Genomic DNA, 6,175 nt, shown 5'->3' on the forward strand with positions numbered 1-6,175 from the left:
CGATGACCAGGTGAGCCACTGGGCCATGGCTCGGTAGGCGGTACTTGATTTCGACCGTCTTGGCGCGCTTGCTTATACAGCTGTAGTCCGGCGACTGTAAGGGCACCTTCATCAGCTCGAACAGCGAGTTGATGAAGCCTTCCAAGGCACGCAGCGGTAGCTTGAATACCGCCTTGAGCATCAGCGCGGTTTCAATGGCGGAGTCGCTGTAATGGAAGCCTCGCCCTCGGCGGCCATGATGGGTCTGGCAATGCCACTGCTGGATGGCTTGCTCATCCATCCAGACGGTCAACGAACCACGTTGCACCAAGGCTNGACGCAAGGGTTGTTAGGCTACAGGGTCATCTTGATCAACAAACGGGATGAGCAGCGCTTCGCCAGCATGAGTGTCGAGGAGCTCAGGCAGTTGCCTTGCTATCAGGGGGCTGATTGGCCTGATACGACTATCCTTACGGCCAATGACTTCAAGGTGCGCGGCATCTCCGATTACAAACGCATCCATTTCATGCTGGACAAGGGCAGCATTCGTTGCTTTCCGCGGGGGATCCTGGAGGCGTGGGGAGAGATTGAGAGCAAAAAATTGAAGAATACTATGGTGGATCCCCACTTCCTGCTGGTCTACCCCGCAGATGCCTACTTTTTCGTGCACAAGAAGAACCAGGCTCTGGCTGACCAGCTCGAGCGTGGGCTCCGTGCGGCCATAGCGGATGGTTCATTTGCCCGTTTATTGTTCAGTTATCCCGCCCATCAGATGGCGCTTGAGAAAGCGGATCTGCAGCAAAGGGAAATCATCCACCTGCACAATCCCCTGTTACCCGCACAAACTCCGCTTCAGGAGCCGCAACTCTGGTTCTCGCCGAGTGCTGCCCCGGGGACAGACAGGGATCCGCCGAGATAGAGCGGGAAGCCGTGACCAAGCCAGCGCGATTGTTCCTGGCAGAGCCCGGCTCAAGCATCATCCGGCGGCTTGGGCCCTGCCCGTTTGCGATTTTTTAACGGTCGTACATCTGGTGTTAGGGTTAACCGCAGCTGAATGATGTAGGGTGATCCTGTGGCAACCGTGATGGCCCCCAATCCATGGGAGTCTATCGGCTGCGGTGACTAGAAGGAGCGTTTCATGCTGGCGTTTATTCCGCCTACGGTACTTTCACCTCTCTTAGGCCTGCTGATCTTTATTGTCGGCCATGGCCTGCTCTCCACCTTACTCAGCTTGCGCCTGAACGCCGAAGGGGTGGCTGCCGGCTGGATTGGCCTGGTCAGTAGTGCCTATTTCGCCGGTCTGGTGCTGGGCGCTTTCGTCAATGTGCGGCTCATCCGGCGCATTGGCCATATTCGGGCCTACGCCGCCTATGCCTCGCTGCTCGCGGTACTGGCGCTGTGCCACGGCCTGTGGGTGGATCCGGCGGTCTGGAGCGGGCTGCGTCTGGTCGGCGGCTTTGCCACCGGCGGCCTGTTCGTGGTCATCGAATCCTGGATGCTGGTCTCCAGCTCTCCGGCCACCCGGGGTCGTCTGATGGCGGTGTATATGATACTGCTCTACGGCGGGCTGGCGGCTGGGCAGTGGCTGCTGCACTTTATCGATCCGCTGCAGTTATCGCCGTTTGCCCTGGTGGCCATCAGTGCGTCACTCTCGGTACTGCCGCTGGCGCTGACCCGGGTACCGCTGCCGCAAACCGGGACGGCGCGCCATATCGGCTTGCTCACCCTGGCGCGGCTGACCCCGGCGGCGGTTGGCAGCTGTGTGGCCTCGGGTCTGGTGCTCGGGGGCATCTATGGCTTGTTGCCGCTGTTTTTTGCCGCCAGCGGGCGGGAGCTGGGCGCGGTCGCCAATCTGATGGCGCTGGTGATCCTGGGCGGCATGCTGCTGCAGTACCCGCTGGGGCGGCTTTCCGATCGCTTCGATCGGCGGCGCATTCTGGCAGGGTTGGGGATGGGGTTGCTGATCTTCAGTCTCGCCATGCTGATTGCCAGCCAGTTGCCGTGGGGTGAGTTGCGGGCGGCGATCATCTTCCTGTTTGGCGGGCTGGCGTTCTCGCTCTATCCCATCAGTCTGAGTCAGGCCTGTGACGAGCTGACGCCGGAGCAGATGGTCAGTGCCAATCAGGGGATGTTGCTGGCCTATAGTCTCGGCTCGATGATCGGGCCGCTGCTGGCCTCCCAGGCGATGCAATACTCCCGCCCCGAGGCGCTGTTTATCTACTTTGCGCTGTGCGGCGGCGGCCTGTTCCTGTTCCTGCTCTGGCGACAGAAAACGCGCTCTGCCGTGCCTCTGGATGCCCATCAGAGCTATATGCCGATGCCGCCGAATACGCCCCTGGGCGGCGAGCTGGATCCGCGCACCCCGGAGAGCGAGCGCCTGACCCCGGCCGAAGACGATGCCTGAGTGCAGACGCCACGCTTGTGCTTGCCTGGCGATACACAGCGCAAACTGACTGATCCCTAGATAACAACAGGCCCGGCAATTGCCGGGCCTGATTCGTTATGGCGGGTGACAAATCGGGGCGGCTGGTTACAGCTCGCGGCCGTTGGTGGCGATGACGTTCTTGTACCAGTCGAAGGACTGTTTGCGGGAGCGCGCACCTGTGCCGGTGCCGTCGTCATGCAAGTCGACATAGATAAAGCCGTAGCGCTTCTTGTATTCGCCGGTGGTGAACGAGACCAGATCGATGCAGCCCCAGGGGGTGTAGCCGATGAGATCCACGCCATCGAGGGTCACCGCCTTCTTCATCTCGCGAATATGGGCGCCCAGATAGTCGATGCGATAGGTGTCGCGCACCAGGCCATCGGCGTCGGGTTTATCGATGGCGCCAAAGCCGTTTTCGACGATAAACAGCGGCAGCTGATAGCGCTCGTACAGGCAGTTCAGGGCGTAGCGCAGGCCGACCGGATCGATACTCCAGCCCCAATCACTGCTGCGGATGTGCGGGTTGGTGACCGAGTAGGGGGAGCTGGCGTCCTGACTATGGGCGATGGATTTGGCTTCCCCGGCTTGTACCGTGTTCGACATGTAATAGCTGAAGCCGATGTAGTCGACGGTGCCGGCGGCCAGGATGGCGGCATCTTCCGGCGCCATCTCGATGGCGAAGCCGCGACGCTGCCAGTCGAGGAGGGCATAGCTGGGGTAGGTGCCGCGTACCATCACATCGGAGAAGAAGTAGCGATCCCGCATCGCCACCTGGGCCAGCATCACATCGTCCGGATGGCAGGAGTAGGGATAGAAGGGGCTGATGGCGCACATGGCGCCGACTTTCAGTGCCGGATTGAGTTCATGGGCAAATGTCACCACCCGGGCGCTGGCGACAAACTGGTGGTGCACCGCCTGGTACATGGCCTGCACTGCATCGGCTTGCTGGCTAAAGCGCACGCCGGAGCACATCCAGCCGAACAGATCCGAGTCGGTGTTCATCTGATTGTTGATCTCGTTAAAGGTCATCCAGTAACGCACCTTGTGCTGATAGCGGCGGATCACCACCTCGGAGAAGCGCACAAAGTGCTCGATCACGGCACGCTTGAGCCAGCCTTCGCCCGTTTTGGCCAGATGATAGGGCATCTCGAAGTGGCTCAGGGTGATCACGGGCTCGATGCCGTGCTTGAGCAGCTCGTCGAACAGATCATCGTAGAACTGCAGGCCGGCTTCGTTGGGCTCGAGCTCGTCACCGCGCGGGAAGATGCGGGTCCAGGCGATGCTGGTACGGAAGCACTTGAAACCCATCTCCGCCAGCAGGGCTATGTCTTCCTTGTAGGTGTGGTAGAAGTCGATGGCGGTGTGGTTCGGGTAGAACTCGCCTTCGACCACGCCATCTGTGATGCGGCGCATCACGCCGTGGGCTCCCCCGGTCAGCACATCGGCGACGCTTGGTCCTTTACCGCCCTGATCCCAGCCCCCTTCGAGCTGATGGGCCGCGACGGCGCCGCCCCACAAAAAGTTATCGGGAAAGCCGTGTTCTAGGGATTGCGGCATGGATTTCGTCACTGATTTAGGCATAGCAACCTCGCTGGGCGGGTGTGGGATCGAATTGTTCGGTGGGCATCATGCCCGTTTATAGATGATTGTGCAACCGGTTGCGTAATGGGTTGTTGGTGTGATGTCATCGGCTCAAGGATAGCCGATGGGGGATCTGCGGGCCGCCTGTATCGGCTGCGGCCCGGTCGATTCCTGACCTCGGTCGGCACGGTATATTTGCCGATGTAGCGGCGAAGCCGAAATCCGTTTCCGCCTTTTCGGCTATGACGATTAGCTGGCGTAGCGGCGATGCTGAAATCCGTTTCCGCCTTTTCGGCTATGGCGATTTGCCCACCTGCGGCGGGCGGTGGCGGGTCAAGGGGGAAAAGGCCTCCCCCTTGACAATCCCGGGCCTGAGCGTGTGCCGACTGCCGGGAAAGCTCCGGGCTCCGGGTCATCTTTCACCGGCCGGGAGCCACACGCCATCCATGGCGTGACGCTCCCTTTTGCGGTCATCCTGACCGCGCACCGGCTGCAGTCGCCCCTCCACCCGGCCCGGCAGACGGCTGCAGGATTTGGGTGAATGGGGCATAAGCCCAATCCCCATTCGACCGATATTCCAATTGGCACCTCGTTGCTCGGGCCTGGATTCTGCTTGATCCGTTTCCGCCTGGTCGGCAATGGCGATTTGCCCACCTGCGGCGGGCGGCGGCGGGTCAAGGGGGAAAAGGCCTCCCCCTTGACAATCCCGGGCCCGAGCGTATGCCGACTACCGGGAAGGCCCCGGGCTCCGGGTCATCTTTCTCCGGCCGGGAGCCACACGCCATCCATGGCGTGACGCTCCCTTTTGCGGTCATCCTGACCGCGCACCGGCTGCAGTCGCCCCTCCACCCGGCCCGGCAGACGCCTTCTGGCATCGGCGAGTAATTCTGTGCAGGCGATGACTTCACGTTATGACTTAATTTATGAACGCGCCTGATTGGGTCTGATTGCAAAGTGCGCTAGCATCGATTGCACAATGCGTTAGCCCGTCGAACCGCAGCCAAGACTACCGATCCAGTGGAGGCACCATGGATAAGCAAACTCGAAGCCGTTATCTGCGCCGCGCCGCCATACCCTGTACCCAGGTGTTGGCATTGGGTGGCATGTTTGCTTATCTTTTGGGCCTCATCAGCGGCTATCAATGTCTGGCCGCTATCGTCATCGTTTTTGGCATCTACTTTATTGCGAATCAGTTGTAGCAACGCAGGCTGGTTTATAACGAATATAGTTGGAGTCCGTGGATGGTTGTCTATGTCGTGATATTGGTGGGGGTTTTGCTATTTATTATGCAGATGATTTACCTCGTTCTATTTATTTACGACGCTATTCGGTTTCGACAATATAAGACCCGCTCGGGTGTGCCTTTTATCGGCTCGTTATTGCTTCTACTTGGCTTGTGGCTTATTGATCTTCCAGCTGTCGTTATATTTTTGCCTATTGTTTTCGAATTATCATCAACGGTCGCAGCATGGGGTACGGCAAAATATTTAAATCCAACAGCCATGTAAGTGTGATTAGTAAGTGTGATCGTATTATCTTTTTATGAGATAATTTAATTAAAATCGGCTTGGATGGTTTCAATGATTATTACTCCTGGTATAAAAGGTAGCATTAAAAATATTGTTGAAGAGTTTTTTATAAATAATGAAAACTTTAATGAGTCACCAGAGGCGTTTTTTTCTAAACAAAATGATGATGGTGTTTTTTTGTTTGCAATTAATTGCAGTGATGTAATCAATGATAAAGGAAAAATAGTTGTACGGCAGCTTTATCGTTCTAAGATCGTAGAGTATAAGATTAGGCTTCTTGCTGGCATTGTAAAGAAAAAAGCAAATATAAACTGCTATCCATCCGAGCTGATAAATCCTCTTTTATATTATTTTTGCAAGCTCATTAATAATCATGTCCGGGACAATTATGCATTAGATGACTTGATAGAACGCGACTTTTCTTTAGAGATCAGCGAAATAAAGAAGAACATTTTAAAGAAAAGAGGGTTTGGATTTCCATTTCATATGATGGGGTTGACTACGGATGTATCATTATCTGATTTTATATCAATCGAGCTGTCTGGTAATGTACTGTAAGCGCCGCTAAATCGACCTACTTGGCGCTGTTCCCTTTACGTGTTGTTGACTATTTTCACCCCACCCGATAACCAGGATTTTGCACTGTTGGGCTCTTGGTTGT

Annotated in this window: 8 protein-coding genes; 5 read left to right on the top strand and 3 right to left on the bottom strand. The window is 56.8% G+C overall.

Annotated elements, in window-relative coordinates; all coding sequences use genetic code 11:
* Positions 1-322, bottom strand: a 322-nt coding sequence (locus ACYVG7_RS01555) for a transposase (RefSeq protein WP_460881494.1), incomplete at its 3' end; no start/stop codon positions are given.
* A 24-nt stretch (positions 323-346) separates the two neighbouring features.
* Here ACYVG7_RS01555 and ACYVG7_RS01560 point away from each other — a divergent pair.
* Positions 347-898 carry a hypothetical protein gene (locus tag ACYVG7_RS01560; RefSeq protein WP_460881495.1) on the top strand — a complete coding sequence of 184 codons (552 nt, stop codon included), beginning with the start codon at positions 347-349 and terminating at the stop codon, positions 896-898.
* Positions 899-1,117: 219 nt separating this feature from the next.
* Positions 1,118-2,383: an MFS transporter gene (locus ACYVG7_RS01565; RefSeq protein WP_460881496.1), complete on the top strand. Its 1,266-nt coding sequence runs from the start codon at positions 1,118-1,120 to the stop codon at positions 2,381-2,383.
* 126 nt (positions 2,384-2,509) lie between these two features.
* Here ACYVG7_RS01565 and ACYVG7_RS01570 read toward each other — a convergent pair whose 3' ends face one another.
* Positions 2,510-3,985, bottom strand: coding sequence for a 6-phospho-beta-glucosidase (locus ACYVG7_RS01570; RefSeq protein ID WP_460881497.1), 1,476 nt, complete (start codon positions 3,983-3,985; stop codon positions 2,510-2,512).
* A gap of 412 nt (positions 3,986-4,397) precedes the next feature.
* Positions 4,398-4,535: a hypothetical protein gene (locus ACYVG7_RS01575; protein WP_460881498.1), complete on the bottom strand. Its 138-nt coding sequence runs from the start codon at positions 4,533-4,535 to the stop codon at positions 4,398-4,400.
* A gap of 478 nt (positions 4,536-5,013) precedes the next feature.
* On the opposite strand from ACYVG7_RS01575, the gene ACYVG7_RS01580 reads away from it, so the two are divergent.
* The 3 genes from ACYVG7_RS01580 to ACYVG7_RS01590 all read left to right on the top strand — a co-directional run bounded on the left by ACYVG7_RS01580 (position 5,014) and on the right by ACYVG7_RS01590 (position 6,072).
* Entirely contained in the window at positions 5,014-5,184 is a 171-nt protein-coding gene (locus tag ACYVG7_RS01580) for a hypothetical protein (protein WP_460881499.1), read from the top strand.
* A 42-nt stretch (positions 5,185-5,226) separates the two neighbouring features.
* A complete protein-coding gene (locus ACYVG7_RS01585; RefSeq protein WP_460881500.1) occupies positions 5,227-5,493 on the top strand; it encodes a hypothetical protein in 267 nt (88 codons plus the stop codon).
* Positions 5,494-5,565: 72 nt separating this feature from the next.
* On the top strand, positions 5,566-6,072 hold the full coding sequence (locus ACYVG7_RS01590) for a hypothetical protein (RefSeq protein ID WP_460881501.1): 507 nt from the start codon (positions 5,566-5,568) through the stop codon (positions 6,070-6,072).
* Positions 6,073-6,175: the final 103 nt, after the last annotated feature.

The organism is Pseudaeromonas pectinilytica, from assembly GCF_054780855.1.

Coding starts and splice junctions, on each gene's coding strand:
- ACYVG7_RS01590 (WP_460881501.1), top strand. CDS start 5,566: ATGATTATTACTCCTGGTATAAAAGGTAGCATTAAAAATATTGTTGAA.
- ACYVG7_RS01585 (WP_460881500.1), top strand. CDS start 5,227: ATGGTTGTCTATGTCGTGATATTGGTGGGGGTTTTGCTATTTATTATG.
- ACYVG7_RS01575 (WP_460881498.1), bottom strand. CDS start 4,535: ATGCCCCATTCACCCAAATCCTGCAGCCGTCTGCCGGGCCGGGTGGAG.
- ACYVG7_RS01565 (WP_460881496.1), top strand. CDS start 1,118: ATGCTGGCGTTTATTCCGCCTACGGTACTTTCACCTCTCTTAGGCCTG.
- ACYVG7_RS01580 (WP_460881499.1), top strand. CDS start 5,014: ATGGATAAGCAAACTCGAAGCCGTTATCTGCGCCGCGCCGCCATACCC.
- ACYVG7_RS01570 (WP_460881497.1), bottom strand. CDS start 3,985: ATGCCTAAATCAGTGACGAAATCCATGCCGCAATCCCTAGAACACGGC.